The sequence below is a fragment of the Pseudomonas sp. MWU13-2862 genome, assembly GCF_023242495.1.
GTDB classification, from domain to species: Bacteria; Pseudomonadota; Gammaproteobacteria; order Pseudomonadales; family Pseudomonadaceae; genus Aquipseudomonas; species Aquipseudomonas gingeri_D.
In genome coordinates, this window is sequence record NZ_JALMEZ010000008.1 from 137,275 (window position 1) to 163,002 (window position 25,728).

25 protein-coding genes and 2 pseudogenes are annotated in these 25,728 nt (G+C 61.9%); 8 read left to right on the plus strand and 19 right to left on the minus strand.

Going from position 1 to position 25,728, the window contains the following annotated elements:
* Positions 1 to 77 precede the first annotated feature (77 nt).
* Positions 78 to 1,295: an argininosuccinate synthase gene (locus M5C56_RS16175; protein WP_100944481.1), complete on the plus strand. Its 1,218-nt coding sequence runs from the start codon at positions 78 to 80 to the stop codon at positions 1,293 to 1,295.
* 63 nt (positions 1,296 to 1,358) lie between these two features.
* Here the strand turns inward: M5C56_RS16175 and M5C56_RS16180 are convergent, their stop codons facing one another.
* Positions 1,359 to 1,901: a hypothetical protein gene (locus tag M5C56_RS16180; RefSeq protein ID WP_103494162.1), complete on the minus strand. Its 543-nt coding sequence runs from the start codon at positions 1,899 to 1,901 to the stop codon at positions 1,359 to 1,361.
* Positions 1,902 to 2,792: 891 nt separating this feature from the next.
* Between M5C56_RS16180 and M5C56_RS16185 the strand changes: the two genes are divergently transcribed.
* Positions 2,793 to 3,419: a response regulator transcription factor gene (locus M5C56_RS16185; RefSeq protein WP_040070340.1), complete on the plus strand. Its 627-nt coding sequence runs from the start codon at positions 2,793 to 2,795 to the stop codon at positions 3,417 to 3,419.
* A gap of 187 nt (positions 3,420 to 3,606) precedes the next feature.
* Here M5C56_RS16185 and M5C56_RS16190 read toward each other — a convergent pair whose 3' ends face one another.
* The 8 genes and pseudogenes from M5C56_RS16190 to metG all read right to left on the minus strand — a co-directional run bounded on the left by M5C56_RS16190 (position 3,607) and on the right by metG (position 10,298).
* A complete protein-coding gene (locus M5C56_RS16190) occupies positions 3,607 to 3,786 on the minus strand; it encodes a hypothetical protein (protein WP_100944479.1) in 180 nt (59 codons plus the stop codon).
* Positions 3,787 to 3,893: 107 nt separating this feature from the next.
* A complete protein-coding gene (gene nth, locus M5C56_RS16195) occupies positions 3,894 to 4,532 on the minus strand; it encodes an endonuclease III (protein WP_103494161.1) in 639 nt (212 codons plus the stop codon).
* Entirely contained in the window at positions 4,529 to 5,152 is a 624-nt protein-coding gene (locus M5C56_RS16200) for an Rnf-Nqr domain containing protein (RefSeq protein ID WP_103494160.1), read from the minus strand. Before M5C56_RS16200 ends, nth begins: the two co-directional genes overlap by 4 nt.
* A complete protein-coding gene (locus M5C56_RS16205; protein ID WP_103494159.1) occupies positions 5,145 to 5,744 on the minus strand; it encodes an RnfABCDGE type electron transport complex subunit G in 600 nt (199 codons plus the stop codon). The genes M5C56_RS16200 and M5C56_RS16205 overlap by 8 nt, the downstream gene beginning before the upstream one ends.
* Positions 5,741 to 6,733, minus strand: coding sequence for an RnfABCDGE type electron transport complex subunit D (locus M5C56_RS16210; RefSeq protein WP_103494158.1), 993 nt, complete (start codon positions 6,731 to 6,733; stop codon positions 5,741 to 5,743). The genes M5C56_RS16205 and M5C56_RS16210 overlap by 4 nt, the downstream gene beginning before the upstream one ends.
* Positions 6,734 to 6,752: 19 nt before the next feature.
* A pseudogene (gene rsxB / locus M5C56_RS16215) lies at positions 6,753 to 7,550 on the minus strand (electron transport complex subunit RsxB); the annotation flags it as partial.
* A complete protein-coding gene (locus M5C56_RS16220) occupies positions 7,547 to 8,134 on the minus strand; it encodes an Rnf-Nqr domain containing protein (protein ID WP_103494191.1) in 588 nt (195 codons plus the stop codon). The pseudogene rsxB and the gene M5C56_RS16220, both read right to left, overlap by 4 nt.
* A 112-nt stretch (positions 8,135 to 8,246) precedes the next feature.
* Entirely contained in the window at positions 8,247 to 10,298 is a 2,052-nt protein-coding gene (gene metG, locus M5C56_RS16225; RefSeq protein ID WP_103494156.1) for a methionine--tRNA ligase, read from the minus strand.
* A 142-nt stretch (positions 10,299 to 10,440) separates the two neighbouring features.
* Here metG and apbC point away from each other — a divergent pair, with 142 nt between their 5' ends.
* The gene (gene apbC / locus M5C56_RS16230) at positions 10,441 to 11,535 is read left to right on the plus strand and encodes an iron-sulfur cluster carrier protein ApbC (RefSeq protein WP_177102760.1); all 1,095 of its coding nucleotides are present in this window, start codon (positions 10,441 to 10,443) and stop codon (positions 11,533 to 11,535) included.
* 185 nt (positions 11,536 to 11,720) lie between these two features.
* On the opposite strand, the gene M5C56_RS16235 is transcribed toward apbC, so the two are convergent.
* Positions 11,721 to 11,930, minus strand: a complete 210-nt coding sequence (locus tag M5C56_RS16235; RefSeq protein WP_002554837.1) for a cold-shock protein — start codon at positions 11,928 to 11,930, stop codon at positions 11,721 to 11,723.
* Positions 11,931 to 12,304: 374 nt separating this feature from the next.
* On the opposite strand from M5C56_RS16235, the gene dcd reads away from it, so the two are divergent.
* The 3 genes from dcd to M5C56_RS16250 all read left to right on the plus strand — a co-directional run bounded on the left by dcd (position 12,305) and on the right by M5C56_RS16250 (position 14,247).
* The gene (gene dcd, locus M5C56_RS16240) at positions 12,305 to 12,871 is read left to right on the plus strand and encodes a dCTP deaminase (RefSeq protein WP_100944471.1); all 567 of its coding nucleotides are present in this window, start codon (positions 12,305 to 12,307) and stop codon (positions 12,869 to 12,871) included.
* A gap of 108 nt (positions 12,872 to 12,979) precedes the next feature.
* Positions 12,980 to 13,213, plus strand: a complete 234-nt coding sequence (locus M5C56_RS16245) for a hypothetical protein (RefSeq protein WP_103498263.1) — start codon at positions 12,980 to 12,982, stop codon at positions 13,211 to 13,213.
* 188 nt (positions 13,214 to 13,401) lie between these two features.
* On the plus strand, positions 13,402 to 14,247 hold the full coding sequence (locus tag M5C56_RS16250; protein WP_103498264.1) for a transporter substrate-binding domain-containing protein: 846 nt from the start codon (positions 13,402 to 13,404) through the stop codon (positions 14,245 to 14,247).
* A 13-nt stretch (positions 14,248 to 14,260) separates the two neighbouring features.
* Here the strand turns inward: M5C56_RS16250 and M5C56_RS16255 are convergent, their stop codons facing one another.
* From M5C56_RS16255 to M5C56_RS16280, 6 genes are all read right to left on the minus strand, one after another.
* Positions 14,261 to 15,025 carry an ATP-binding cassette domain-containing protein gene (locus tag M5C56_RS16255; RefSeq protein ID WP_103498265.1) on the minus strand — a complete coding sequence of 255 codons (765 nt, stop codon included), beginning with the start codon at positions 15,023 to 15,025 and terminating at the stop codon, positions 14,261 to 14,263.
* A gap of 7 nt (positions 15,026 to 15,032) precedes the next feature.
* Positions 15,033 to 16,151 carry a succinylglutamate desuccinylase/aspartoacylase family protein gene (locus M5C56_RS16260; RefSeq protein ID WP_103498266.1) on the minus strand — a complete coding sequence of 373 codons (1,119 nt, stop codon included), beginning with the start codon at positions 16,149 to 16,151 and terminating at the stop codon, positions 15,033 to 15,035.
* Positions 16,152 to 16,162: 11 nt separating this feature from the next.
* The gene (locus tag M5C56_RS16265; protein WP_100944466.1) at positions 16,163 to 16,873 is read right to left on the minus strand and encodes an ABC transporter permease; all 711 of its coding nucleotides are present in this window, start codon (positions 16,871 to 16,873) and stop codon (positions 16,163 to 16,165) included.
* Positions 16,870 to 17,598, minus strand: a complete 729-nt coding sequence (locus M5C56_RS16270; RefSeq protein WP_103498267.1) for an ABC transporter permease — start codon at positions 17,596 to 17,598, stop codon at positions 16,870 to 16,872. Before M5C56_RS16270 ends, M5C56_RS16265 begins: the two co-directional genes overlap by 4 nt.
* A 58-nt stretch (positions 17,599 to 17,656) precedes the next feature.
* Positions 17,657 to 18,436: a transporter substrate-binding domain-containing protein gene (locus M5C56_RS16275; protein WP_103498268.1), complete on the minus strand. Its 780-nt coding sequence runs from the start codon at positions 18,434 to 18,436 to the stop codon at positions 17,657 to 17,659.
* A 312-nt stretch (positions 18,437 to 18,748) separates the two neighbouring features.
* Positions 18,749 to 21,202 (minus strand): penicillin acylase family protein, encoded by a 2,454-nt coding sequence (locus M5C56_RS16280; protein ID WP_103498269.1) that lies wholly within the window; start codon positions 21,200 to 21,202, stop codon positions 18,749 to 18,751.
* 122 nt (positions 21,203 to 21,324) lie between these two features.
* Here M5C56_RS16280 and M5C56_RS16285 point away from each other — a divergent pair, with 122 nt between their 5' ends.
* Positions 21,325 to 21,885 carry a cysteine hydrolase family protein gene (locus M5C56_RS16285; protein WP_103498270.1) on the plus strand — a complete coding sequence of 187 codons (561 nt, stop codon included), beginning with the start codon at positions 21,325 to 21,327 and terminating at the stop codon, positions 21,883 to 21,885.
* Positions 21,886 to 21,889: 4 nt separating this feature from the next.
* Here M5C56_RS16285 and M5C56_RS16290 read toward each other — a convergent pair whose 3' ends face one another.
* The 3 genes from M5C56_RS16290 to M5C56_RS16300 are packed head-to-tail and all read right to left on the minus strand — an operon-like array spanning position 21,890 to position 25,488.
* Positions 21,890 to 22,987, minus strand: a complete 1,098-nt coding sequence (locus M5C56_RS16290; protein ID WP_103498294.1) for a DUF1513 domain-containing protein — start codon at positions 22,985 to 22,987, stop codon at positions 21,890 to 21,892.
* A 2-nt stretch (positions 22,988 to 22,989) separates the two neighbouring features.
* Positions 22,990 to 24,054, minus strand: a complete 1,065-nt coding sequence (locus M5C56_RS16295) for an imelysin family protein (protein ID WP_103498271.1) — start codon at positions 24,052 to 24,054, stop codon at positions 22,990 to 22,992.
* Between the two features lie 12 nt (positions 24,055 to 24,066).
* Positions 24,067 to 25,488: a di-heme oxidoredictase family protein gene (locus tag M5C56_RS16300; protein ID WP_103498272.1), complete on the minus strand. Its 1,422-nt coding sequence runs from the start codon at positions 25,486 to 25,488 to the stop codon at positions 24,067 to 24,069.
* Positions 25,489 to 25,634: 146 nt separating this feature from the next.
* On the opposite strand from M5C56_RS16300, the pseudogene M5C56_RS32490 reads away from it, so the two are divergent.
* Positions 25,635 to 25,712 (plus strand): annotated as a pseudogene (locus tag M5C56_RS32490) (outer membrane lipoprotein carrier protein LolA); the annotation flags it as partial.
* Positions 25,713 to 25,728 lie beyond the last annotated feature (16 nt).

Here is a 25,728-nt window from a genome sequence, read left to right on the forward strand (position 1 = left end):
GCTGTCGCGCCTCTGTAAATCCACCGGTTTGAGCGTTAGAATCGACGCCTTTCCGTACAACCCCGTGGAGTGATGGCATGGCCGACGTAAACAAGGTCGTTCTGGCGTATTCCGGCGGCCTGGACACTTCGGTGATCCTCAAGTGGCTGCAGGATACTTATAACTGTGAAGTGGTGACCTTCACCGCTGACCTGGGTCAGGGCGAAGAGGTCGAACCTGCACGTGCCAAGGCGCAAGCCATGGGCGTGAAAGAGATATACATCGACGACCTGCGCGAAGAGTTCGTGCGCGATTTCGTGTTCCCGATGTTTCGTGCCAATACCGTCTACGAAGGCGAGTACCTGCTGGGTACTTCCATTGCGCGTCCGCTGATCGCCAAGCGCCTGATCGAAATCGCCAACGAAACCGGCGCCGACGCCATTTCCCACGGCGCTACCGGCAAGGGCAACGACCAGGTCCGTTTCGAACTGGGTGCCTATGCCCTCAAGCCCGGCGTGAAAGTCATTGCTCCGTGGCGTGAATGGGACCTGCTGTCCCGTGAAAAGCTGATGGATTACGCTGAAAAGCACAACATCCCGATCGAGCGTCACGGCAAGAAAAAATCCCCGTACTCGATGGATGCCAACCTGCTGCACATTTCCTATGAAGGCGGCGTGCTGGAAGACACCTGGACCGAGCACGAAGAAGACATGTGGCGTTGGACCGTCTCCCCGGAGAACGCGCCTGACAAGCCGCAGTACCTGGAACTGACCTACCGCAACGGCGATATCGTCGCGCTGGACGGCGTCGAAATGACCCCGGCCACCGTGCTGGCGACCCTGAACCGTATCGGTGGCGAACACGGTATCGGTCGTCTGGACATCGTCGAGAACCGTTATGTGGGCATGAAGTCCCGCGGCTGCTACGAAACCCCGGGCGGCACCATCATGCTGCGCGCGCACCGGGCGATCGAGTCGATCACCCTGGACCGCGAAGTCGCTCACCTGAAAGACGAGCTGATGCCCAAGTACGCCAGCCTGATCTACACCGGCTACTGGTGGAGCCCTGAGCGTCTGATGCTGCAGCAGATGATCGATGCTTCCCAGGCCCACGTGAACGGTGTGGTTCGCCTGAAGCTGTACAAGGGCAACGTCATCGTCACCGGCCGCAAGTCCGACGAGTCGCTGTTCGATGCCAACATCGCCACCTTCGAAGAAGACGGCGGCGCCTACAACCAGGCCGACGCGGCCGGCTTCATCAAGCTCAATGCGCTGCGCATGCGCATTGCGGCGAACAAAGGCCGTCGCTTGTTCTGATCGGTTGTTGCCCTGAAAAGCCCCGGCCACTGGCCGGGGCTTTTTTTTGCCGTCGGGACGGTATTATTCATCCCGATTGTCGTTGCGGTGATTGAGTTCGAAGCGGTAGTTTTTCCCGAGTTCGCAGACCTGGCGCACGGTCAGGTCGAGTTTTTGTGCGATTTCGATGGCGGTGTAACCGAGCGCGCAATAGTGCATGGCATGTCCGGCTATCGCATCCTGGGCGAACTCCGCGGTGGCGGAGTGCGACGCCCGGCATTTTCGAGTGAGGTGCAGCGAGCGGCTCTGGACGATCTTCAGACCGTTCTCCCGGGCCATGCGCTTTATCTCGTTCTTGTTCATCTTGAGCGAGTACTGCAGGGCGCAGATGCCCGCTCCTTTGGTAATCAGCTCGCGCAGCAGTTCGGTTTTGCGGGCTCTTTCCTGTTCCTCTTCCTCCGATGTGGGGGCGTGATCACCAGTGTCCGGCGGTGCTTGCTCGCAGACCGGGCCTTGCACGCGATCAATGGTGCCGCCGCGTTTGAGGAAGTCGTCTATGGCCAGATCCAGGTCAAGATCCAGAGGTTTGTGTGGGCTGAGATGCTTTTTGAAGGTGTGGTCGTTCATTATATATGGCCTGCTCGTCCGAGTCGTAGGATAGACCTTTGCTAATGTCATTCGATGTTAGGAATTGAATAAACGATTGGGTGGTGTTCGAAGGTCTTGAAGTGAGTCAGCAAGTATCGAGTTTGCAGCCCGCCAGGAAAGGATCAAGTCAGAGGGGGTTGCTTTCGGGCGATGCTTGTAGAATTGAAGGTAAGCGTTCTTGGCGGGGTGTAGTCCATTTCCTGTTCTTTTTATCGGTTGTGGATTGGCGTTTTTAAAGTGTGAGGTTTTACGGCTGTTAATGATGATGGTCAGGCGATATGGAGGTTGAACGACTCGGGGCAGATTGTGTAGGGACGCGCGAAGAGCGCATGCAAGTTGTCAAACGTTTCTGGTGACTGAGTCTTAGAATAAACATATTTTTGATAATGCGGTCTTTACTTATGTGTATGCCGGAGCGTTTTATGGCCACTTCCCGAGCCTGGCCCCGTGTGGCCCATGGGCACGGGTGTCACCTGTCCAGGCAACGAGCGCGGGGGCGCGGCCAGGGCAGGGCTTGCCACACAGGAATGCATTATTTCTTGTTGCAGAAATCCATTAGACACACCATCGCCTTGCGTTCTAATGTTTGAAACCGGCAAAACGAAGCAAGAGGATGTCGTTCTGCTGGGGCCATAATGAAACTCTTCCGGGGAGGGGTGTTTATCATGGACTGTATGGCGCCCGGACGACTGGTTGTCCTCTGAGGCGTTGCACTTTTTATGATGGTGCTTTTTTTGTAGGGCAAATCTCTGTTGTTTGTAGGGAATGTCTTTGGCTGGTACTGCCCGGTGGAGGCGCTATGCCCAGGAGGGTATGACTAGGCTATTGTGCTGACTCTGAAAATTCGAACAGCGAAAATTGGACTTGCCCATGAATAAAGTGCTGATCGTGGATGATCATCCCGTCATTCGTCTTGCTGTACGTATGCTGATGGAACGTCATGGCTACGAAGTCATTGCGGAGACGGATAACGGTGTAGATGCTTTACAGCTGGCGCGGGAACATGCGCCGGACATTGTTATACTCGATATCGGGATCCCCAAACTGGACGGGCTGGAAGTCATTGCCCGTTTAACGTCTATGGGACTTTCTTTCAAAGTTCTGGTGTTGACCTCGCAGGCCCCGGGGCATTTCTCCATGCGTTGCATGCAGGCCGGCGCCGCGGGTTATGTGTGCAAACAGCAGGACCTGACTGAAATGCTCAGTGCCATCAAGGCGGTGCTATCCGGCTACAGCTATTTCCCCAACCAGGCCTTGCACACGGTGCGCTCCAGCCTGGGGAATGCCAGCGAGGCCGATATGGTCAACCGGCTTTCCGGCCGTGAAATGATGGTGTTGCAGCAATTGGCGAGAGGGAAGAGCAACAAGGAAATTGCCGATGGCATGTTCTTGAGCAACAAGACCGTCAGTACCTACAAAACGCGTTTATTGCTCAAGCTCAATGCCCGCTCGCTGGTTGACCTGATCGAGCTGGCACAGCGCAACGGCCTGGTTTAACGGCTGGCATTTGGCAGAGGACGCTTGGAGAAGGGGGAAGGCAGCAGGGACGACAAGGAGAGCCCCTGGTATTTAGCCGGCAGGAGAGGGCCGCCGGTGCGGCATCGATGATGCTCCGTGTGAACAACGACACCTCTATAAACCGAAAAGCCTCCGCAAAGGAGGCTTTTGAGTGGGCGCATGTTAATTACAAGTCGAAATCATAATCTGCCAATTGCCTTTTCAGGCGGCGCTCTTCCAGCAGGTTATCGATGGTGCGGCGCTTGCTGAGGTTGGTTTTGGCGACTTCCACCACGGGTTCGCTGTCCTCGGTTTCGGCAGCGATGAAGTCGTCTTCTACGTCCAGTTGCTCTTTGTCGGTGCTCATAAACATAACTCCGGGCTAAGACTGCCGTTGGCGCCCCTTATATCGATAAATGCCCGTCTGGTAAAAAAGATTTTTTCAATCGCCTCATCAATAAAACCAATAGCGCCTCAATCGTCCGAGGTCTTGTCCTTGTAATCGCACAGGTCTTCGATCCGGCAACTGCCACAACGCGGTTTGCGCGCCTGGCAGACGTAACGCCCGTGGAGGATCAACCAGTGGTGGGCGTCGAGCAGGTAAGGCTTGGGTACAAACTTCATCAATTGCTTCTCGACCGCCACCACATCTTTGCCTGGCGCCAGGCCGGTGCGGTTGCTGACCCGGAAAATATGCGTGTCGACGGCCATGGTCAGCTGCCGGAACGCGGTGTTGAGCACCACATTGGCGGTCTTGCGGCCGACGCCGGGCAGGGCTTCCAGGGCCTCGCGGGTTTGCGGCACTTCGCCGCCGTGGTTTTCCACCAACAGGCGGCAGGTCTCGATCACGTTCTTGGCCTTGCTGTTGAACAGGCCGATGGTCTTGATATACGCCGACAGCCCTTCGACCCCGAGGGCGTGGATGGCTTGTGGGGTGTTGGCCACGGGATAGAGCTTGGCGGTCGCCTTGTTCACGCTGACGTCGGTGGCCTGGGCGGAGAGAATCACCGCGATCAACAGTTCAAAGGGGCTCGAGTAAGCCAGCTCGGTCTTGGGATCGGGATTGTCTTCGTGGAATCTGCGAAAGATCTCCAGGCGTTTGGCGGCGTTCATGGGGCGGTGGATTCCTTTGAAATTGAGGTTGGGCCCGGCTTGGCTGGCTGGCGCTGGCTCCAGGCCTGCCTGGCGGCCAGCAGCAGGCCCAGAAGGATAAAGGCCCCCGGCGTCAGGCTGGCCAGGTGCAGCCCGTCCTGGGTGGTCCACAGGCGTGGCAGCTCGCTCGCGCTCGGGACCAGCCAGCGCATATGATCCAGCAAGGTGCCGTTACCCAGCAGTTCTCGTAGCGTTCCCATGAGCAGCAGGCCTACCCCGAGGCTGGCGAGCAGGGTGGCGCTGGTCGTCAGGTGACGGCGCTCGAATGCTCCCAGGCGTTCCAATAGCAGGCATTGCAGGCTGATCAGGGCCGGGTAGATGCCCAGGGCCTGGTGCAGTTCCCAGGCCCAGGCCTGAAGGCCGAGCGACAGGCAACTGACCAGGGTGGCGGCGAGCAGGATGCTGCCCAGCGCGGCCAGCCCCGGGTGAATCCAGGGCTTGAGAGCCCGGCTCAACAAGCCATAGGCGCTGATCGTGATCAGGCTCAGGAGCCCGATCGAGAACGCCTTGAGCAGCGAGTCGCTGGCACCGAGCAACGGCGTCAGGACCAACGTTCCCTGGAACATCGCGGGTCTATTCATGAGCAGCTGTCCCCATGAGTGGCGCCAGGTGTTCATCGAAGTAGCGCAGGGCATCATGAATGGCGTCGACGGCGGCGCGGGAGGTGATTGTTGCGCCGGCAATCTGGTCGAATTGCCCGCCATCTTTTTTCAGTTTCCAGTCGTTATCGGGGGTATCCGCACTGGATTTGCCCAACCACTGTCGCCACCAGAGATTACCCGGGTCAGCGATTTTTGCTCCCAGCCCGGGTGTTTCCGAGTGCGACAAGGTCTTGACCCCGAGCAACCTGCCGTTGGCGCCAATCCCGATCATCAGTTCCAGCGGGCCACCGTAACCCTGGGTCCGACTTTGCAGGACAACCGCTGCCGGTTGTCCATCCTTGAGCATCAGGACGGCGCTGATCAGCAGGCTGTGGGGTTGCTGCGGCGCCTCCAGCAACAGTGGGCGGTTCTGGTATTGCCCTGGCGGCAAGACATCGAGCAGCCTGCGGTTTTCAATCGCCTCGCGTTGCTCCTGGATCCGCGGCCACGCGTGTTGCCGTGCCTGCCAGGTCAGGCCGATCCCCAGCCCGGTGATGGCCAGCAGGATAAGTGCCGAGGCGGTTCTGTTCATGCTGTCGGCTCCTTCACAGGGCTGGCCGTCAGGCGTTCCAGGGACGGTACCGCGAGGTTCATCAGCAGCACGGCAAAGGCCACGCCATCGGGGTAGCTGCCCCAGGTGCGGATCACGTAGGTCAGCGTGCCGACGCCGATGCCGAACAGCAGGCGTGCCCTGGGGCTTCTGGCGCCGGAGACCGGCTCGGTGACGATGAAAAATGCACCGAGCATGGTCGCGCCAGTCAGTAGGTGAAACAGCGGCGAGCCGTGGGAATCCGAGCCGGAACCATTCCAGAACAGCAGGCTGAGGATAAACAGGCTGCCCAGCATCCCCGCCGGCGCATGCCAACTGAAGACTTTTTGCCTGAGCAGAAAGGCGCCGCCGGCAAGAAAGGCCAGATTGAGCCATTCGCTGCCCTTGCCGCCAAAATGCCCGAACGCGGGGTTGCCGGCAAAGAGCTCGTCCATGGTCAGGCTTTTGTTGATACGCAGGGTATCGAGTGCGGTGGCCTGGACCCAGGCGTCCGGCTGCCCGTCGAGATGCACGCCGAAGACCGATTGCAGGCCGCCGAGCAGGTCCAGGCCATGGTTGATCGACCAATGGGTCATGGTGCCGGGAAAGCTGACGAGGACCAGGGCATAACCGAGCATGGCCGGATTGAATGGATTTTTCCCCACCCCGCCATACAGGTGTTTGCCCAACAGCAAGGCGCTGGCCGCCGCGGTGATGGTCAACCACCAGGGGCAATAGGGCGGCAGGGCGATGGCCAGCAGGACGGCGCTGACCAGGGCGCTGCCGTCCATCAACGCGGGGCGTACCGGACGGCGACGCAAACCGAGGGCCAGCGCTTCGGCTGCCAGCGCTGTGGTACCGGCCAGCAGCAGGTTGATCAGGATGGCCCAACCCGTGAGCCAGAGCAGCACCGCGATTCCAGGCAAGGTGGCGAGCAACACCCATTGCATGGCCTGGCGGGTGCGTTCGTCTGGCGTTTCAAGGGGCCGCATGGGCTTTCTCGGCGTCGCGCAGGGCCTGTTCCGCCGCCTCGAATTGCTCTTGCAGCAGCACCAGTTGCGCGGCCTGTTCGGCAATGGGCGGGTGGCCGAAAGCTTTCAGCGATTTGTTCAACTGCGCCCGGCTCATGGCCAGAGTGATCTTGGCTTTTTTCAGGGCCGCGTCGGCGGCCTCGGCTTTCTGCGCCTTGATCCGCGCAATGGCGTCCTGCACCGGGTTGGTCGCAACGGGCTCGGGTTGCGCCGCACGCTGCGTACGGGCCAGGCGTTCGGCCTGCTTGCGCTGTTCTTCGGCGTGCAGCCGGGCGTTACGGTTTTCGAAGCGCCGCCGGGCGCGATTGCGTTTTTCCGTGCGCGCCTGTCGTTCTTCGGTGCTGTTGGCCAGGCCGCCGACCACCGGCACGACCTGGGCGATGGGCAGCGGATGCATTTCGATGCAATCCACCGGGCAGGGCGCCACGCACAGGTCGCAGCCGGTGCACTCGTCGACGATCACGCTGTGCATCCACTTGGCCGCGCCGACAATGGCATCCACCGGGCAGGCCTGGATGCACTTGGTGCAACCGATGCACTCGGCCTCGCGGATAAACGCGACCTGGGCCGGGGCGCTGCCGCGTTCCGGATCCAGCAGCAGGACCGGCACGTGCAGCAGTTCGGCCAGGGCGGCAATGGTTTCGCCACCGCCCGGCGGGCATTTGTTGATCGCTTCGCCCTGGGCGATGCCTTCGGCGTAGGGCTTGCAGCCCGGGTGCCCGCATTTACCGCATTGGGTCTGCGGCAGCAGGGCATCGATACGTTGAATCAGGCTCATGGTTTGACCAATGCAGTTAAACCGAGGAAAGCCACGCCCATCAAACCGGCGCCGATCAGCTCGATCGGCAGGCCGCGAAAGGGTAATGGAACCTCCTCGTGGAAAGTACGTTGGCGCAGGTCGTTGAACAGGTTCAGGACCAGCCAGAAACCCAGTCCGGCACCCAGGCTGGTGAGGAGCGCCTGGGCCAGTCCCTGGTCATTGGCGGCGTTGAGCAGGCTCAAGCCGAGGATGCCGGCATTGCCCAGCAGCAGCGTTGTGAGTCCGGCAAACGGCAGGCGTGGCAGGCAGCGCGCAAGCAGGGTCAGGACCGGGCCGATCAGCAATACGCTGGTGGGCAGGAAGACGAACAGCTTGAAGGCCTCCAGGCCCTGGGGCAGCAGCACATAGTGGTAGAGGCTGTGGCTGATCAGCGTTGTGATCAGCATCAGGGTGCTGGTGGCAATTCCCAGCGCGTGGAGTGCCAGGCGTTCGCCGGCGGCGTCTGGCCTGGCCTGCAGCAGTGGATCGACGCCCAGGGGCCAGTGCAACACGAAATTGTTGAGCAGGGCTGCACTGACGAGGGGAAAAACAAAATCGATCATGATCATGCCGGATTAGCGAACAACACTGATTATCCGGCAAGGAGGGACTGCGTACCAGTTTTGCGACATCGCGGGCCATGAATGCACATGGCCCGCGAGCAGGGGCGGACGGTTACTTGATCCGCTGGCCTGGCTTGGCGCCGGTGTCCGGGCTCAGCAGGTAGATTTCTTCACCGCCGGGGCCGGCCGCCATCACCATGCCTTCGGAGATGCCGAAGCGCATTTTCCGTGGCTTGAGGTTGGCGATCATCATGGTCAGGCGACCTTCCAGTTCGGCCGGGTTCGGGTAGGCGCTCTTGATCCCGGAAAACACGTTGCGTTGCTCATCACCGATATCCAGGGTCAGGCGCAGCAGCTTGTCCGCGCCCTCGACGGCTTCGGCCTTGAGAATCAGCGCGACGCGCAGGTCGACGGCGGCAAAGGCGTCGAAGTCGATTTCCGCCGACAGCGGGTCCTTGGCCAGCTCGCCGTTGCCTTGCGGGGCGGCGCTACCGGTGTCGGTCTGGCTGGCGGTGAGGTCTTCCTTCGAGGCGTCGGTCATGGCTTGTACTTTTACCGGGTCGATACGGGTCATCAAGGGCTTGAACTCGTTCAACTGATGGTTGGCGAGCAAGGTGGCGTGATCGTTCCAGGTCAGCGGCGCGACATTCAGGAAGGCCTCGGCATCGGCGGCCAGCAGCGGCAGCACCGGCTTGAGGAAGATGATCAACTGGCGGAACAGGTTGATGCCCACGGCACAGACGGCCTGGACTTCATCCTGCTTGCCTTCCTGCTTGGCCAGGGACCAGGGTGCCTTGTCGGCGATCCAGGCGTTGGCGCGGTCGGCCAGACCCATGATTTCGCGCATGGCCCGGGCGAAATCCCGTGCCTCGTAGGCCTCGGCGATGCTCGGGGTGGCGGCGAGGAAGGCGTCGGTCAGTTCCGGCGCGGCGTTGCCGGCCACCAGCACACCGGCATTGCCCTTGTGGATAAACCCGGCGCAACGGCTGGCGATGTTGACTACCTTGCCCACCAGGTCCGAGTTGACCTTCTGCACGAAGTCTTCCAGGTTCAGGTCGAGGTCGTCGACGCCTTTGCCCAGCTTGGCCGCGTAGTAGTAACGCAGGTATTCCGGTGACAGGTGGTCCAGGTAGGTACGGGCCTTGATAAAGGTGCCGCGGGACTTGGACATTTTCTGGCCGTTGACGGTCAGGTAGCCGTGCACGTTGATCCCGGTCGGCTTGCGGTAGCCCGCGCCTTCGAGCATCGCCGGCCAGAACAGGGCGTGGAAGTTGACGATGTCCTTGCCGATGAAGTGGTACAGCTCGGTGGTGGAGTCCTTGCCCCAGAACGCGTCGAAGTCCAGTTCCGGACGCCGTGCGCAGAGGTTCTTGAAGCTGGCCATGTAGCCGATCGGCGCGTCCAGCCAGACGTAGAAATACTTGCCAGGCTCATCCGGGATCTCGAAGCCGAAATACGGCGCATCGCGGGAGATGTCCCACTGTTGCAGGCCGGCATCCAGCCATTCGGCGATCTTGTTCGCCACGGCGTCCTGCAAGGTGCCGCTGCGGGTCCAGGTTTGCAGCATGGCCTGGAAGTCCGGCAGCTTGAAGAAGAAGTGCTGGGAATCCTTGAGCACCGGCGTCGCCCCGGAAATCGCCGATTTCGGGTCTTTCAGGTCGGTCGGTGCATAGGTGGCGCCGCATTTCTCGCAGTTGTCGCCGTACTGGTCTTCGGTGCCGCATTTCGGGCAGGTGCCCTTGATGAAGCGGTCGGCCAGGAACATCTGCTTTTCCGGGTCGAAATACTGGGTGATCGAACGCGTGGCGATATGCCCGGCGTCGCGCAGGCGCAGGTAGATCTGAGTGGACAGTTCGCGGTTTTCCTCGGCGTGGGTCGAATGGAAATTATCGAACTCCACGAGGAAGTCGGCGAAGTCGCCGCTGTGCTCGACCTGGACGTTGGCGATCAACTGTTCCGGGGTGATGCCTTCCTTCTCGGCGCGCAACATGATGGCCGAGCCGTGGGCGTCGTCAGCGCAGACGTAGATGCATTGATTGCCGCGGTGCTTCTGGAAGCGCACCCACATGTCCGTCTGGACATACTCGACCATGTGGCCAAGGTGAATGGAACCATTGGCATAGGGCAGGGCGCTGGTGACGAGGATCTGGCGTGGCTCGGACATGGGGCTCGGCTACTTGAAGTGAAACGGAGATCGGCCACTATAAAGCCCCGGCGCACATAATTCACCCCTTGTGGAATGTCTCTGCGCTTCAGAACGGTTAGGATAGCTGCCTGTTTTACTCAGTCTTTTTCGGGAGTTGCCCATGAGCGCAGTCAATCGCGCAGCGGTGGAGGCCGTCCTCCGCCAGTACACCGACCCTTATCTGAACCAGGACCCGGTCAGCGCCGGCTGCGTGCGGGCCATCGATATCCAGGGTGATCGCGTAACGGTCCGGCTGGAGCTGGGTTATGCCGCCGGCCTGTTCAAGAGTGGCTGGGCGCAGATGCTGCAGATGGCCGTCGAAGGCCTGGACGGCGTGGCTTCGGCCAAGGTCGAGATCGATTGCGTGATCGCCGCGCACAAGGCCCAGGCGCAGATCCCGGGCCTGGCCAACGTGAAGAACGTGGTGGCAGTGGCCTCCGGCAAGGGCGGGGTGGGCAAGTCGACCACGGCGGCCAACCTGGCGCTGGCGCTGGCTCGCGAAGGGGCTCGGGTGGGGATTCTCGACGCCGATATCTACGGGCCGAGCCAGGGCATCATGTTCGGCGTCGCCGAAGGCACACGGCCGAAGATCAAGGACCAGAAATGGTTCGTGCCCATCGAGTCCCATGGCGTGGAAGTGATGTCCATGGCTTTCCTCACCGACGACAACACGCCGATGGTCTGGCGCGGTCCGATGGTGTCCGGGGCTTTGTTGCAATTGGTGACCCAGACCGACTGGGGCAACCTGGACTACCTGGTGATCGATATGCCGCCCGGGACTGGCGATATCCAGCTGACCCTGGCGCAGAAGGTTCCGGTGGCCGGCGCGGTGATCGTCACCACTCCCCAGGACCTGGCCTTGCTGGATGCGCGCAAGGGCGTGGAGATGTTCCGCAAAGTGAATATCCCGGTGCTGGGTGTCGTGGAGAACATGGCGGTACACATTTGTTCGAACTGCGGTCATGCCGAGCACCTGTTCGGCGAGGGCGGCGGTGAGAAGCTGGCGAGCCAATATGGTGTCGAGCTGCTGGCTTCGTTGCCGTTGTCGATGCTGATCCGTGAGCAGGCCGATGGTGGCAAGCCGACGGTGATCGCCGAGCCGGACAGCCAGATCGCCATGGTCTATCAGGAGCTGGCACGGCACGTGGGCGCGCGGATCGTGTTGCAGGAAGCGGCCAGCCAGGCGATGCCGAATATCACCATCAGCGACGATTGATGCCGTTGCGCCTCAATCGAGGCGCAGCGCGGTCCCTGTAGGAGCCAGCAAGCCGGCTCCTACAGGATTTGTGTCGTACGCTGGGTTGGCGTAGGTCCCGATACCTGGCGCAAGCTGGCAAAAACACCCGGGCACAAAAAAGCCCCGCTTTTGAGGGCGGGGCTTTTTTACTGGATCAGTACAAGTTAGATAACTTGAACTTCTTCAGCTTGCATGCCTTTCTGACCGCGGGTAGCGATGAAAGAAACCTGTTGGCCTTCTTTCAGGCTTTTGAAGCCGTCGGATTGGATTGCTTTGAAGTGTACGAACAGGTCGTCACCGGATTGTGGAGTGATGAAGCCGAAGCCTTTTTCATCGTTGAACCACTTAACGGTACCGGTTTGGCGATTAGACATTTGATGTCTCCTTGGACAAAGTTAACTGCGACTCAGGAAAAGCCCTGGCCGAGACTGAGTGCAAAGAGCAGGAAAAATTCTTGGAGATGGTTGGATCGAAATTCAACATCGTGTAGAGATTCTCAGTGACACAAGCAGCACAGTGGCGCCACCATACCCCACTTTCCGAGACGTGCCAATGGTCTTCAACAAGGTTTCGCCTATTTCGTGACTGACGGCGGCCGGTCAGGGGGACAACCCCGCTCAAATAGCCGATTTGTCAGGCAGGGGGACAGCGTCATCGCGAGAAGCGGCGTCGGCGCTTTAACCCGGCGGCGCACCCCGGTAAGATGCCGGACAGAATTTCTCCACCTCGCTATATCAGGACACCCGCCATGAGCATCAAATCGGACAAGTGGATTCGCCGCATGGCGCAAGAACACGGCATGATCGAGCCTTTCGTCGAGCGCCAGGTGCGTGGCGAAGCCGACAACCGGGTGATTTCCTTCGGTGTCTCGAGCTATGGCTACGATGTGCGCTGCGCCGACGAATTCAAGGTGTTCACCAACATCAATTCGGCGACCGTCGATCCGAAAAACTTCGACGCGGGCAGCTTCGTCGATGTGAAGAGCGACGTCTGCATCATTCCGCCCAACTCCTTCGCCCTGGCCCGCACCGTCGAATACTTCCGTATTCCGCGCAATGTGCTGACCATCTGCCTGGGCAAGAGCACCTACGCCCGTTGCGGGATCATCGTCAACGTCACGCCGCTGGAACCGGAATGGGAAGGCCACGTGACCCTGGAGTTCTCCAACACCACCACGCTGCCGGCGAAGATCTACGCCAACGAAGGCGTGGCGCAGATGTTGTTCCTGGAGTCCGACGAAGAATGCGAAGTGTCCTATAAGGACCGTGGCGGCAAGTATCAGGGCCAGCGTGGCGTGACCCTGCCGCGGACCTGACGAAGGGCGCGTCGAAACAGGGAATTCCTCGGCGCGGGTGCACTCTACTGGGTGCACTGTCCCGGTTTGTGCAAGACAGGCCGGGCTTCCACGCTCAGGAGTACCCCCATGAAGAACGATCCAAGTATCAGCGCTCAACTGGCGAAACTTGAACCCAATCAAGTGGGTCTGTTGGCCTGGTCGTTGCTGGCGCATCCCCAGGGCATGACCAGTGGCATCCCGGGTATCCCGGGGCAGCCTGATCCGGATACGCCGCAACCCTCCGAGCCCACCACGCCCACCCAGCCGCCCGATAACGGCGAGCCGCTGATTCCCGACAATACGCCGTCTCCCGACGCCTGAGCCCTGTTTTGGCCTTTCGACGGGCTTCGATCGAGCGCGACTCCTGTAGGCGCATGGCTTGCCAGCGACTTTTTTGGCGGCCTCAAGGGCCATTTCGCGGGTAAGCCATGCTCCTGCAGGACGGTGTCGACTCTCGATCATCTATACGATACAAAGCTGTGGCCAAGACCCAGAAAAAAAGGCCACCCATGACGTTTGCCATTCCCGCGTATTTTTCCCGCTGCCTGTTCGCCGGGTTGTTACTGACCGGCACTGCCATTGCCGCGCCACAGCCGCTGACCAGTAGCGCTGTTTCCCAACAGGAAGCCACCAGCAGCCGACTTGACCGTATCGTTCAGCAGGGCGTATTGCGCGTTGGCACCACCGGTGACTACAAACCGTTCAGCTACAAGAATGCGGATGGTTTTATCGGCCTGGATATCGAGCTGGCCGAAGGGCTGGCGGCATCCCTGGGGGTCAAGCTGGAACTGGTGCCGACCACCTGGCCGACGCTGATGGGCGATCTGCTGGCCGACAGGTTCGACCTGGCGATCAGCGGAATCTCGGTGAACATGGAGCGCCAGAAGCTGGCGTTTTTCTCACAGCCTTACCAGCGTGACGGCAAGACGCCGATCACCCTCTGCTCCCGGCAGCAGGACTTCCAGACCCTGGCCCAGATCGACCGGCCGAATGTCCGGGCTATCGTCAATCCCGGCGGGACCAACGAGAAGTTCGCCCGTGCCAACCTCAAGCAGGCGCAGATCCTCGTGCATCCGGACAATGTGACGATTTTCCAGCAGATCGTCGACGGCAAGGCCGACCTGATGATGACCGACGCGGTGGAGACCCGGGTGCAGCAGAAACTGCACCCCGAGCTGTGCGCGGTGCATCCGGACCAACCTTTCGATTTTTCCGAGAAGGCCGTGTTGCTGCCCCGTGACATCGTGCTCAAGCAGTATGTCGACCAGTGGCTGCACCAGGATATGGAAAGCGGCCGCTTCGCCAAGCGCCTGGAGACGTGGCTGGCCTATCCATGGCCGGCGGCGCACGGCTGAAGAGCCGTTTTGATTACTTCAGATTGCCACTGAGGAACTGCCGCAGCCGCTCGCTCTGCGGATTGCCCAACACATCGTCCGGCGCGCCCTGTTCTTCCACCAACCCCTGGTGCAGGAACAGCACCTGGCTGGAAACCTTGCGGGCGAAGCTCATTTCGTGGGTCACCATGATCATGGTCCGGCCTTCCTCGGCCAGCCCCTGGATCACCTTGAGCACTTCACCCACCAGCTCCGGGTCCAGCGCCGAGGTCGGTTCGTCGAACAGCATCACTTCCGGCTCCATCGCCAGCGCCCGGGCAATTGCCACGCGCTGCTGCTGGCCGCCAGACAGGAATGCCGGGTACTGATCGGCAACCCGCGCCGGCAGGCCGACCTTGTCCAGGTAGCGACGGGCACGGTCCTCGGCGTCTTTCTTGCTCACCCCCAGCACCCGGCGCGGGGCCATGGTGATGTTTTCCAGCACGCTCATGTGGCTCCACAGGTTGAAGTGCTGGAACACCATGGCCAGGCGGGTGCGCAGGCGCTGCAACTCGGCGTCGTCGGCGACGCGCATGCCGTGCTTGTCGCTGACCATGCGGATCGCCTGGCCGTCGAGGCTCATGGCGCCGTCATTGGGCGTTTCGAGAAAGTTGATGCAGCGCAGGAAGGTACTCTTGCCCGAGCCGCTGGCGCCGATCAGGCTGATCACGTCGCCGGTCTTGGCCTTGAGCGAGACGCCCTTGAGCACCTGGTGTTCGCCATAGCTCTTGTGCAGGCCTTCAATGGTCAGTTTGTACATGGGCACCTCAAGGAGAAAGTAGATAGCCGCTGCGATAGGCTTCGCGGCCGGCGACATGGGCAATCACCATGCCGGCCGTGGCCATGCGGCGTAGCGAGCGGGCATAGAGCAGGCCCGCCGCGCTGCAATGAACAGGGGTGACGCGGTCGCTGAGCGGGTCGATGATCTCGGCGATCAACTCTCCGGCTTCCAGGTATTGCCCCGGCACGGCGCTGAACACCAGCAGCCCGCCCAGCGGCGTGCTCACCGGCTCGACACCGGCCAGCGGCGTTGCCGGGTGCGGCAGCTCCGGCAAGGGCGCGGGCTCGCCGGCGATGGCGCCGAAGTGCGTCAGATAGTCGAGGATCGCCTGGCAGTCGAGACGTGCCTGGGGATGATTCACATCGCCCTGGCCGCGCAGTTCCACGGTCACCGAAAAACTGCCCTGGGGAATCGCGAACCGTTCGCCGAAGCGCTGGCGCAGGTCCCACCAGAGGAGGGTGAAGCATTCGTCGAACGACTGGCCGCCGGAATCGGTCGCCAGCAGGCTGGCTTGCGAGCCGATATAACGGGCCAGCGGTTCAACCTGCGGCCAGGCTTCGGGCGTGGTGTACAGATGGGCCACGGCTTCGAAGTCGCAGTGCAGGTCCAGGACCATGTCCGCGTCGCAGGCCAGTCGTTGCAACGCCAGGCGCTGGGATTGCAACTGGGTCGCCGGCACCTCCGCCGCCAGGGCGGTCTTGAGGTGGCTGCGGATCAGTTGCAGGTTGTGCGCCGGATCGTCGCTGAGTTGCTCTTCGATCTGGTTGCCGATCTCGTCACTCAGATCGACGAACCAGCGATTGAAGTTCTGCCCGCTTTCCAGCTCATAGCGCCCCAGCGGCACGTCCATCAGCACCTGTTCCAGGCCGATCGGATTGGCCACCGGTACCAGCACGATTTCGCTGCGCAGGGCGCCGGCCTGTTCCAGCTCGGCCAGGCGTTGCTTGAGGTGCCAGGCCACCAGCATGCCGGGCAGTTCGTCGGCGTGCAGGGACGACTGGATGTAGATCTTGCCCGCGGACCGCGACGGACCGAAATGAAAGCTGTGGATCTGCCGGGTCGTGCCCGGCAGGGGAGCCAGCAGCTCGTGAGTCAGATGACGCATGCTCTGGAGTCCTAGTGTGCCGGGCCGAGAAAGGCCAGCCAGCGGCGCTCGGCCAGACGGAACAGACCGACCAGGGTAAAGGTGATCGTCAGGTAGATGATCGCGGCGATACCGAACGACTGGAAAGTCATGTAGGTCGCCGAGTTGGCGTCCCGGGCGATTTTCAGGATGTCCGGGATGGTCGCGGTGAACGCCACGGTGGTGGAGTGCAGCATCAGGATCACTTCGTTGCTGTAGTAGGGCAACGAGCGGCGCAGGGCCGAGGGCATGATCACATAGGCGTAGAGCTTCCAGCCGCTCAGGCCATAGGCCTTGGCCGCCTCGACTTCACCGTGGTTCATGCTGCGGATCGCCCCGGCAAAGATCTCCGTGGTGTAGGCGCAGGTGTTCAGGGCGAAGGCCAGGATGGTGCAGTTCATCGCATCGCGGAAGAACGAGTTCAGCAGCGGCTGTTCGCGGACCGCTTCCAGGCTGTAGATCCCGGTGTAGCAGATCAGCAGTTGGATATACAGCGGCGTGCCACGGAACAGGTAGGTGTAGAACTCCACCGGCCAGCGGATGCGGCGCTTGGGCGAGACCCGGGCGATGGACAGCGGGATCGACACCAGGAAACCGAAGAAGATCGAGGCGCTGAGCAGCCACAGGGTCATGGCCAGGCCGGTGATGTGCTGGCCGTCGCTGTAGAGGAACGGCCGCCAGTATTGCTGCAGGAGTTCGATCATCGCACGGCCTCCCGGGCGCCCGCGGCGTAGCGGCGTTCCAGCCAGCGCAGGACATAGTTCGAAGCACTGGTAATAAGCAGGTAGATCAAGGCGGCGAGTACCAGGAAGTAGAACAGTTGATAAGTGCTCTTGCCCGCGTCCTGGGCAGCCTTGACCAGGTCGGCCAGGCCGATGATCGAGACCAGCGCGGTGGCCTTGAGGATCACCATCCAGTTGTTGCCGATCCCCGGCAGGGCAAAGCGCATCATTTGCGGAAAGGTCACGAAGCGGAACCGCTGGGCCCGGGTCAGGCCATAGGCGGTGGCGGCTTCAAGCTGTCCGCGTGGCACGGCGAGAATCGCACCACGGAAGGTTTCGGTGAAATAGGCACCGTAGATAAAGCCCAGGGTGATGACCCCGGCGGCAAACGGGTCAATCTCGATGTAGTCCCAGTCCATGGCATCGGTCAGGGTCGAGAGCCAGGTTTGCAGGCTGTAGAAAATCAGCAGCATCAGCACCAGGTCGGGCACCCCGCGAATCAGCGTGGTGTAGAGCTGGGCCGGAATGCGCAACAGGCTGAAGCTGGATAATTTGGCACTGGCGCCGAGCAGGCCCAGTAGCACGCTGACCAGCAGCGAGAGGATGGAGAGCTGGACGGTCATCCAGGTGCCTTGCAGCAGGATCGGGCCAAAGCCCTTCAGGCTGAAGGCCGAAAGCCCCAGAATTTGCAGGAGGTTGTCGAACATGAAAAATCAGACCTTTGGCAGTCGAAAAGGCGCCCCTCGGGCGAGGGGCGCCAAGGGATCACTTCCCGCTGTACAGGTTCAGCTCACCAAAGTTCTTCTTCTGGATTTCCGCGTACTTGCCATCTTTGTGCAGTGCTGCAATACCCTTGTCCAACAGGGCTTTCAGCTCTTTGTTGCCTTTTTTGATACCCACTGCGGTTTTAGCCGGCAGCAGCGGATCGTCGATCGGCTTGCTGACTTCGTAGCCGGCGCCCGCTGGCGACTTCAGGAAGCCCAGCTCGGCTTGCAGCATATCCTGCACCGAAGCGTCGAGACGGCCGGAGGTCAGGTCAGCGTACACCTGGTCCTGGTTGGCGTAGGCCTTGGTGGTTACACCAGCCTTGTCCAGTACGGCCTTGGCGTAGGCTTCCTGGATGGTGCCTTGCTCGTAGCCCACGGTTTTGCCCTTGAGGGACTCAGGCGTGGAGAAGTTCGCACCCTTTTTGAACACCAGGGAGGTTGGGCCGGAGAACAGCTCGTTGGAGAAGTCGATGGCCTTCTCGCGGGCTTCGGTCACGGTCATCGACGAAATCACACCGTCGAACTTGTTGGCATTCAGGCCCGGGATCATGCCGTCGAAGTCACTTTCGACCCATTTGCACTTGACCTTCAGCTCGGCACAGATGGCGTTGCCCAGATCAATGTCGAAGCCGACCAGGCTGCCGTCTGCGGCCTTGGATTCGAATGGCGCGTAGGAAGGATCGACGCCGAAGCGCAGTTCCTTGTATTCCTTGGCCATAGCGGAGCCGGCGGCCATGCAGAGAGCCAGTGCAGAAAGGGTCAGCAATGCTTTTTTCATTATTTATTCCCTAAAAACCAATATGAGCGCTTGTGGCGCACTGAGTACTGTTACTGGAACGCGTATGACCTGATAAAAGTAGCAATTTCCGAACCAGAGTCACGAACAAGTGTTTTAAAAGGCAGGAATATGGCTCCGAGCCAGCTAATCATGCCCGAAATTGGGCGGCTGAAATAAATTGCACAATATTGGTGCGTTCGCGAGTGAGAAAAGAGTGCAGTTACGCGGCGGGAAGGGTGACATCCGTAACTTTAGGAACCGACTTGCCAGCGATGAGGCCATCGCTGGCAGGCCGGACCCGGCCGTGGAGTGTTACTTGCCGGGCGTCAGGGTCAGGCGCGTGGTGCCGTAGGCCTTGTCGAAGTTCTGCTGCTGCATCGGGAAGCTGACGTACTGGGCCTTCAGCCAGCCATCGATACCGCTGGCGTAGCTCGGACTGGCCGGGTTGCCGGACTGTCCGGGGCTCTGCTGGCCGCTCATCGGTTCGATCTGGCCGAAGTCGACGATCATGCGCACCCCCGGCACCTGGGTGACGTCGAAGCTTGCGCCGCCCCAGGCATAGGCCGAGGTGTTCAGCGTGGTGTGGTCGCCGCCGGCCTGGATCGGTCCGCGAATCACCTGGCCGGCGCCGTTCTTCCAGCTATAACGGTGCAGCGTGCCCCATTGCCAGGTCTTGTGATCGCTGCCCAGCAGGCTGTCACCGGCGCTGATCGCCGCCGCCAGGCTGCGGGCCAGGATCGCCGGCTTGTCTTCCTTCTGTGGCGTGCGGCTGTCATCCCAGAACGGGCTGTCTTCGCGGCCCAGCAGGTGATCGGCCTGGGCGGAGTAGGACAGCTTGCCGTTGGCGACAAAGGCCTGCCACACCGGACCGTTTTCCGGGCCGAGCTTGTCGAGGAAGATCTGCTTCATGCTTTCCTGCAGGAACAGCTCGTACAGCGCGGCATCGGCCGAGGTCGCGCTGAGCCTGCCGTCGAACGCCATCAACCGGCTGAGGGCTTCGCGTGCCTTGCCGCGTTCGGCTTCCGGCAGGGCGTCGATGGCCTGCTTGAGCGGCAAGGCCATGCCCGGTGCTTCGAACATCTTCTTCAGCTTGTTGGCGAACGTGGTGCTCTGGTCGTATTGCATGGCGATGGTGCTGCGGCTGTCCTGCTTGCCGGCCGCGGCCAGTTCCGCCAGGCGTTCGCCGCGTTCCGGGTAGTACCAGGCGTTGGACAGTTGCATGCCGTAGCCGCGCGCCGCCGTGCGCTGGTTGGCGGTGCCCAGCCAGCCCTGGCCCGGGTCCTGGTCATAAGGGTGGAGCATCGCGTCGGCGTAGCCGTCCCAGTCGAAGCGGCTGTCCCAGCCCGGCGACGGCAACAGGCCTTCGCCTTCGCGGCGGTTGGGGAAGCGCCCGGTGACCTGCCAGCCGATATGGCTGGCGTCGGCGAAGACCATGTTCAGCGCGATGGCGCGGATTTCCCGGCTGGCATCCGAGGCTTTCTCGGCGCTCTGGGCACGGGACAGGTCGAAGAACGCATCCAGGCTCTTGTCGTCCTTGAACGAGGCGCTCTGCAGGGCCAGGCCGTAGCCGCCGGTCAAGGCAGTGTTGTCCAGTGCACTGTTGAGCAGCGGGCCGTGGCGGGTTTCGAACACCGTCTCGCGGATCGAGCGCTGGCCCTTGATGAAGTAGGTTTCGTTGCGCACGATGGCCGGCAGCCATTTGCCGTCGGCTTCGTAATAGAGCGCGTTGCCCTGGCGCTTGAGTTTTTCCAGGAACAGGTCCTGGTTGTCCCCCGGGACGGCGGCCATGCTCCAGGCCACCTTGCCGTTGAAACCGGACAGCAGCATCGGCAGGCCGGCGATCGAGGTCCCGGCGGCCCGGTACTTCGGCGCGTAAATCTGTACGTAGTTCCAGGCGGCGGGGGCGCTGGTCGGCTGTTGCAGGTCGGCGGCCAGCAGGCTCTTGCCGCTGCGGGCGCGTTGCGGGCCGATGGCCCAGTTGGTCGAGGTGCCGGAGCCGAGGATATTCAACGCGGCGACTTGCTCGGCGGCCTTGTTCAGCGCGCCGAGGCCCGAGACCTGGCTCAGGGCGATGCCCTTGAGTTTCTCGGCTTCGGCCAGGGGCAGCGGTTCGTCCGGGGCGGCCGGGGTCAACCAGGCGAGCTTGTCGACGCCGACTTTCTGCGCCAGGACCAGGCTGGCAATCTCTTGCTGCAGGTTGGCCGACAGGTTGAAGTTGAGCAGGCAGAAGATCAGCGCCGAATCTTCCGGCTTCCAGTATTCCGGCTGGTAGCCGCTGCTGGCCAGGTCCGGCGGCAGCTTGTCGCGGTAGCGGAACAGGTAGGCGTTGACGCCGCGCGCATAGACTTCGAAGAAGCGCTTGAGCCGTGGCGACGAGGCGTTGTACAACTCGCCGGCGCTTTTCTTCAGGTTGACGGCGCGCATGAATCGGTCGCTGTCGAGGGCGTCCGGGCCGTTGATTTCGGCGAGCCGGCCCTGGGCGAGCAGGCGCAGGGTGACCATCTGGGTGATGCGGTCGCTGGCGTGGACATAACCGAGGGTGAACAGCGCATCGTGAAAGCTGTTGCTTTCGATCAGCGGCATGCCGAGGCTGTTGCGGCGTACCGAGACGTTCTGTGCCAGGCCCTTGATCGGCTGTACGCCGGAGGTCGGTGGCAGGCTGTCCTGGGAGTTCCAGGTCTGGCAACCAGTCAGGCCGAGCAGGCCCGCCATGGCGGCGGCAACGCCACATTGCTTGAGAGAGAAGGAAAAGGCTGGCGAGGCCATGGCAAAGCTCCTGCGGGGGGTAGCGTCAGTAAAGGCGCTACGTTAGTGAGCAGGAGGAAGGCGCGCAAGACAGCGGGCGGGCTTATTTCGAATTTTGAGCGATAAATCGGAAGGGAAAAGGCATGAACAGGGATATCCAGGTAAACGCGGCGTTGATCCTGATCGACCAGCAGCAAGGCATTCTTCATCCGCGGCTGGGACCACGCAACAATCCCGAGGCCGAGGCGCGCATGCTTGAGCTGTTGCAACAGTGGCGTGAAACCGCGCGTCCGATTGTGCATGTCCAGCATCTGTCGCATTCGCCGGAGTCGGTGTTCTGGCCCGGACAGTCGGGAGTCGAGTTCCAGCAGCGCTTTGCGCCGGGGGAGGGCGAACGGCTGGTGCGCAAGCGGGTGCCGGATGCGTTTTGCGCGACCGGGTTGGAGGCTTGGCTGCGCGAGAGCGGTATCGAGCAGTTGGTGATTGTCGGCGTAGCGACCCATAACTCCGTGGAGGCGACCGCGCGGACGGCCGGCAACCTCGGGTTTGAGACCTGGGTGGTGGAGGATGCGTGCTACACCTTCGACAAAACCGACTATTTTGGTACGCCCCACACTGCCCAGGAGGTCCATGCCATGTCCCTGGGCAATCTGCACGGCGAGTATGCGACGGTGGTGTCCAGCCGTTTGGTGCTTGGGGTGTGATCCATCAGACCAGATGCAGATGGTTGTCCCACAGCCCGGCCGGCAGCTCCAGCGGCTGGGCTGTCAATTCCTTCTGGCGACAATCGTAGAAGCGACAGCGGCCCTGGCCAGAGGTGACCACGAAACCGTCTGCCACCGCGCCGACGCCCGCGCAGTCCGGTAATGGTGCATCCAAGCGTACGGCGCCGCTGTCCAAATCCCAGATAATGAAGCGGTTGCCCCGAGGCGCGGTCAACGCCACCAGGCGCAATTCGCTGTGCACCGCAACACTGGCGGTGTAATGCGCCATGGCCTGCAACTGTTGCTCGGCCACCGGGAAGGCGACAAAGGGCTGGCCGGGACGCTTGATCGCCAGCAACTCGGATGACTCGTGGGACGGGCCCATGAACTGTTGGCCTGCAACGATGGTGCCGTCACTGGCCACGCCCAGGTGGCGTACGCTGTTCATCTGCTGTGGCAGGGTTTCCTTGCTCAGCAGGGTGCCGTCGCGGCGCATCAGCACCAGGCTCGGCTCCATGGCATCGAGGTTCATCTCCACCCGGCTTTCTGCTTCGGTGCGAATCCCGCCGTTGGCGACGACCAGGGTCTCGCCATCGGGCATCCACGACACCTGGTGTGGGCCGATGCCATGGGTCGAAATCTCGCCACTATGAACCAGACGCTCACCTTCGAAACGATACACACCCAACAGGCCACGGCCCGGATCGGTGGTGTCATTCTCGGTGGCGTACAACCAGTCGCCGCTCCTGTGGATTACCGCATGCCCATAGAAATGCCGGTTCGGCTGCGAGGCGAGGGTCTGGAGCAGGCGGCCATCCCGCAGGTCGATCAGGTAACTCTCGGTGCCGGGACGTCGCGCGACGAACAGCGCCAGGGGCTGGCTCGGGTGGTTGATGATGTCGTGGCAACGCTGGCCGACCCGGGTGGCGAAGACCTGCGTACCGTCCAGCCGATAGCCCACGGCATAGTGCCCGCCGTCGCTGTCGTCACGGGCAGAGAGCAGCAGCGGGCTTTGGTCTTTTTGCCGGAGCAGGCGCCAGCCGCCCAGCGTCAATGCGCTGAGCAGCAGGCTGCCGAAAGTCAGGGCCTGGCGTCGCAACATCATCAATCCCCGTCGTTGGCGTTGAAGCCCAGTTGGATACCCAGCGCCTTGGCCAACTCGCCTTCGTGCAGGCGGTGGACGACGTTGAGGCTGTCGTAGAGGTCGTTGAGCTGCTGGCGCCCGGCGTCGTCGCCGAGCAGGTCGGTCAACGAACGCTTGGTACTGTCGAACAGCTTCAGGGACGCGGCGTAGGCGGCGTCGATCTTGTCCGCCAAGGCTTTTTGTTCCGCCGGCAGCAGGTTGCGCAGGCCCTTGTTGTCGACCCCGACCCAGACGGTCCGGGCGGCGGCCAGGCTGGCACGCATGCCTTGCAGTGACGACTGGCTGCGCCAGGCCTCGGCCTGGAAAGGTTGTGGGATGCCCTTGGTCTGGCGACCCATGGGCGTGCCGAGCTTTTTCTTCAGGGTATCGAGGGCGGTGACCTGGACCCGCAGCAGATCGGCGATGGCTTCGTGGGAGTCGGCGTAGCGCTGGTTGGGGAACTTGCTCATCTGCGCGAGCATGCCGTCGCTGGTTTCCCAGCGCGAGAGGATCTGTTCGGCGAGGACTTTCTGACGTTTGCCGATGGCCGTCAGCAGTGGGCAGTAGCGGGCTTTCTGTGTGCTGTCGGCCAGGTCGATCTTGCTGTCGTAGAGGATGTATTCGTAGGCCGAGAGGCCCTGGACCACGACGCTGGACTTGGCCAGGGCGTCGGCGTCGATCTGCGGCTGGGCGCTGACCAGTTGCTCGACCTGGCGGCCCACCAGGTTTTTCTTGTCCGGCCAGAACTGCACCTGCCAGGAACGATTACCCTCGGCCAATGGCCCGATCAGCAGCGGCTGCAATTCCGCCCAGGCTTTCTGCGCATGGAGGAAGTCGGCGCGGGCGGTTTCCAGGCTCTCCTTGCCTTCGCAGAAGGCCAGGGCGCTGATGGCCAACTGGCGGTCAGCGTCGACCCAGCGGCTATAGGTCGGCAGGATCACCTGCTTGGCGATCGCGGCGGAGGTCAGCGCCTGCGGGTCCTGGGGCGAGCAGGCGCCGAGGACGAGGGCGGCCAGGCTGGTGAACAACAGTTTCGGGCGGAACATGTCCGTGTCCTCTTACAAAGAATTCAGGAATGCCAGCAACGCGGCGCGTTGTTCGGCATTGAAGGACAGCACCTGCTGCTGCGCCGGCAAGGCCTCGCCGCCATGCCAGAGCACGGCTTCGAGCAGGTTGCGGGCGCGGCCGTCATGCAGGAACTGGGTGTGGCCGCTGACGGTCTGCGTCAGGCCGATGCCCCACAGCGGCGGGGTGCGCCAGTCGTTGCCGTCGGCGAGGAACTCGCTGCGCTGGTCGGCGAGGCCGGGGCCCATGTCATGCAGCAGCAGGTCGCTGTAGGGCCGGATCACCTGGTTGGCCAGCTCGGGTTCGGCGGTCGTGGCCGAGGTGGTGAACTGCGGGGTGTGACAGGCCTGGCAACCTACCTGGTAGAACAGGCTCTTGCCGGCCAGCACCTGCGCCGCGCCGACGTCACGCCGTGCCGGTACCGCGAGGTTGCGGGTGTAGAAGGTCACCAGGCGCAGGATGTTGTCGCTGACTTCCGGCTCGCCGTCCGGACCGCCGCCGTGGGGCGCTTGCAGGCAGTCGGTCTGGGTCGGCGTGCAGTCGTCGAAGGGGCGCAGGCTGGTGGTCAGGCCCATGTCGCTGGAAAACGCGTGGACGTTCTGTTGATTGATATTCGGTTGCCCGGCCTTCCAGCCGAAGCGGCCGAGGACGGTCTTGCGCTGGGCATCGTCCCAGACCCGGTTCGGCCGGCCATTGACCCCCAGCCGTTGTTGCTGCCGGGCATTGGCCAGGATCGCTTCTTCGGGAATCGCTTCGAGCAGGCCGAGGCCGATCATCGGCGGGGCGATGCGCGCGGAAAACAGCGTTTGGGGGTGCATCGGGCCGTAGCCCAGCTGGGTGATGCGCAGCGTCGGTCGGCGCAGTTCGATTTCGGTGCCGTCCTTGAAACGTATCGGCACTGCTTCGTAGTCGACCCGCACCTTGCCTTCCGGGGTGACACCGGGGATGGCCATGTCCTGCAACTGTCCGCCATAGGCGGGTTCCGGTACCACGCCCTGGCGTTCGATCAGATTGGCGTACATCGGGTTGTTGGGAATCGACAGGCGCACCAGCATCGACACCGCGTTATCCGCCCCCGGCGCCGGCGGATGGCCGCGGCCGTCCTTGATATGGCAGTTCTGGCAGGCGTTGGTATTGAACAGCGGGCCGAGGCCGTCGCGGGCTGTGGTGGTTGAAGGCGCGATGACCCAGGGGCTGCGGAAGAAACTGTTGCCGACGCTGAAGTCCAGGCGCCGTTCCGGCGAGAGGTTGGCCGAGGGTTGCGAGAAGGCATTGCGATCGTGTTTGCCCACCGTGGTGGTGCCACCGGATCGAGCTTCGCCGGGTTCGGGCTTGGTAAAGCGCGGGGCGTCGTCGCAGGCGGCCAGGCCAAGGGCCAGGAGCAGCGTCGACAGGCGAAGGGGCAGCGAGGGCATCGGTGTCCAGGGGGTGAGAGGGACCGGGCGCGAGTTTATCAGTCCCGATACAATTGAATAAGAGGGATTAGCATTTACTTGATTTATGACACTGCGTGGCTTTGTGGGGGCTGGCTTGCCCTCATGTAGGAGCGAGCTTGCTCGCGATGGTCGTCAACGATGACACGGGGCATCTGATACCCCGCGGTGCCTGGGCTACCATCGCGAGCAAGCTCGCTCCTACATGAGGGGGGACAAGGG

Bases quoted from the DNA above. Each gene is read 5' to 3' on its own strand.
- M5C56_RS16175 (WP_100944481.1), top strand. From the start codon at position 78: ATGGCCGACGTAAACAAGGTCGTTCTGGCGTATTCCGGCGGCCTGGAC.
- M5C56_RS16180 (WP_103494162.1), bottom strand. From the start codon at position 1,901: ATGAACGACCACACCTTCAAAAAGCATCTCAGCCCACACAAACCTCTG.
- M5C56_RS16185 (WP_040070340.1), top strand. From the start codon at position 2,793: ATGAATAAAGTGCTGATCGTGGATGATCATCCCGTCATTCGTCTTGCT.
- M5C56_RS16190 (WP_100944479.1), bottom strand. From the start codon at position 3,786: ATGAGCACCGACAAAGAGCAACTGGACGTAGAAGACGACTTCATCGCT.
- nth (WP_103494161.1), bottom strand. From the start codon at position 4,532: ATGAACGCCGCCAAACGCCTGGAGATCTTTCGCAGATTCCACGAAGAC.
- M5C56_RS16200 (WP_103494160.1), bottom strand. From the start codon at position 5,152: ATGAATAGACCCGCGATGTTCCAGGGAACGTTGGTCCTGACGCCGTTG.
- M5C56_RS16205 (WP_103494159.1), bottom strand. From the start codon at position 5,744: ATGAACAGAACCGCCTCGGCACTTATCCTGCTGGCCATCACCGGGCTG.
- M5C56_RS16210 (WP_103494158.1), bottom strand. From the start codon at position 6,733: ATGCGGCCCCTTGAAACGCCAGACGAACGCACCCGCCAGGCCATGCAA.
- M5C56_RS16220 (WP_103494191.1), bottom strand. From the start codon at position 8,134: ATGATCGATTTTGTTTTTCCCCTCGTCAGTGCAGCCCTGCTCAACAAT.
- metG (WP_103494156.1), bottom strand. From the start codon at position 10,298: ATGTCCGAGCCACGCCAGATCCTCGTCACCAGCGCCCTGCCCTATGCC.
- apbC (WP_177102760.1), top strand. From the start codon at position 10,441: ATGAGCGCAGTCAATCGCGCAGCGGTGGAGGCCGTCCTCCGCCAGTAC.
- M5C56_RS16235 (WP_002554837.1), bottom strand. From the start codon at position 11,930: ATGTCTAATCGCCAAACCGGTACCGTTAAGTGGTTCAACGATGAAAAA.
- dcd (WP_100944471.1), top strand. From the start codon at position 12,305: ATGAGCATCAAATCGGACAAGTGGATTCGCCGCATGGCGCAAGAACAC.
- M5C56_RS16245 (WP_103498263.1), top strand. From the start codon at position 12,980: ATGAAGAACGATCCAAGTATCAGCGCTCAACTGGCGAAACTTGAACCC.
- M5C56_RS16250 (WP_103498264.1), top strand. From the start codon at position 13,402: ATGACGTTTGCCATTCCCGCGTATTTTTCCCGCTGCCTGTTCGCCGGG.
- M5C56_RS16255 (WP_103498265.1), bottom strand. From the start codon at position 15,025: ATGTACAAACTGACCATTGAAGGCCTGCACAAGAGCTATGGCGAACAC.
- M5C56_RS16260 (WP_103498266.1), bottom strand. From the start codon at position 16,151: ATGCGTCATCTGACTCACGAGCTGCTGGCTCCCCTGCCGGGCACGACC.
- M5C56_RS16265 (WP_100944466.1), bottom strand. From the start codon at position 16,873: ATGATCGAACTCCTGCAGCAATACTGGCGGCCGTTCCTCTACAGCGAC.
- M5C56_RS16270 (WP_103498267.1), bottom strand. From the start codon at position 17,598: ATGTTCGACAACCTCCTGCAAATTCTGGGGCTTTCGGCCTTCAGCCTG.
- M5C56_RS16275 (WP_103498268.1), bottom strand. From the start codon at position 18,436: ATGAAAAAAGCATTGCTGACCCTTTCTGCACTGGCTCTCTGCATGGCC.
- M5C56_RS16280 (WP_103498269.1), bottom strand. From the start codon at position 21,202: ATGGCCTCGCCAGCCTTTTCCTTCTCTCTCAAGCAATGTGGCGTTGCC.
- M5C56_RS16285 (WP_103498270.1), top strand. From the start codon at position 21,325: ATGAACAGGGATATCCAGGTAAACGCGGCGTTGATCCTGATCGACCAG.
- M5C56_RS16290 (WP_103498294.1), bottom strand. From the start codon at position 22,987: ATGTTGCGACGCCAGGCCCTGACTTTCGGCAGCCTGCTGCTCAGCGCA.
- M5C56_RS16295 (WP_103498271.1), bottom strand. From the start codon at position 24,054: ATGTTCCGCCCGAAACTGTTGTTCACCAGCCTGGCCGCCCTCGTCCTC.
- M5C56_RS16300 (WP_103498272.1), bottom strand. From the start codon at position 25,488: ATGCCCTCGCTGCCCCTTCGCCTGTCGACGCTGCTCCTGGCCCTTGGC.